This window comes from Brasilonema octagenarum UFV-OR1, assembly GCF_963888615.1.
In the GTDB taxonomy this organism is placed as follows: domain Bacteria; phylum Cyanobacteriota; class Cyanobacteriia; order Cyanobacteriales; family Nostocaceae; genus Brasilonema; species Brasilonema sennae.
In genome coordinates this window covers 1-782 of record NZ_CAWPKW010000063.1, presented here as the reverse complement: position 1 = coordinate 782, position 782 = coordinate 1, and the positions used below count along the sequence as shown (strand labels likewise).

The 782-nt window shown below is 38.9% G+C and carries 1 protein-coding gene and 1 pseudogene; one reads left to right on the top strand and one right to left on the bottom strand.

The window, feature by feature from the left end:
- The coding region (locus AC5590_RS05140; RefSeq protein ID WP_169269035.1) for a high light inducible protein at window positions 1–146 on the top strand (146 nt) is incomplete at its 5' end.
- Between the two features lie 517 nt (window positions 147–663).
- Here the strand turns inward: AC5590_RS05140 and AC5590_RS05135 are convergent.
- Window positions 664–782: pseudogene (locus AC5590_RS05135) on the bottom strand (IS1 family transposase); the annotation flags it as partial.

Here is a 782-nt window from a genome sequence, read left to right as displayed (position 1 = left end):
ACCGTAACGCTTTTGTATTTGGTTTAAACCCCCAAGCGGAACTGTGGAATGGTCGCTTGGCAGCGATTGGCTTTCTGGCTTATTTGCTTTGGGATTTAGCTGGCTACAGTGTCCTGCGTGATGTTCTGCACTTCATCGGGTACTAGTCAGAAGTTTTGTACAGACGTAGTATACTACAGCAGTCTTAAATCATTCGTGATAAACAAAGTCTCCGACTTGTTGTGAAAAGTCGGAGACTTTGTTTTCTATTCTGACAATTTTAGCAATTTCTTCTGTTGATACTCAAAAGCTATATCCTCACAATAGTTAATAAGATTTGTGGCGTTGCATAAATGCGGGATGATTCAGCCAAATACAAGTATTTATCTATACTTTAAGTAGTAAAGTAACAATCTCATTGAGAATTTGAGCATATCTACAGAGAATGTACCGAAATCTCATTTCAAACCAGTTTTAGGTCACCGGTGACTGACAACCGAGAAGAATCTTGAAGCAAGCGAGCAAACGTTCAGATTGACTCGTTTCCTCCTGGATTCACCCAGAATGTCAGTCACCGCTTCGCTTCAACTGGTAGAAGTGGAACATACTGTACTGAAAGACTAAAACCTCCAGATCTATTGAAAGCCTGGAAGTTTTTATGGCATTGTATAAATGCGGGATGAATCAGGTAAATACAGGTATTTCTTTATACTTCAAATAATGAACTAATAATCGAATTGAATGTTTAAGCATATCTACTGATTTGGAATAGCATAATGTTTTTCGTTCCCGTTCGCGTAGCG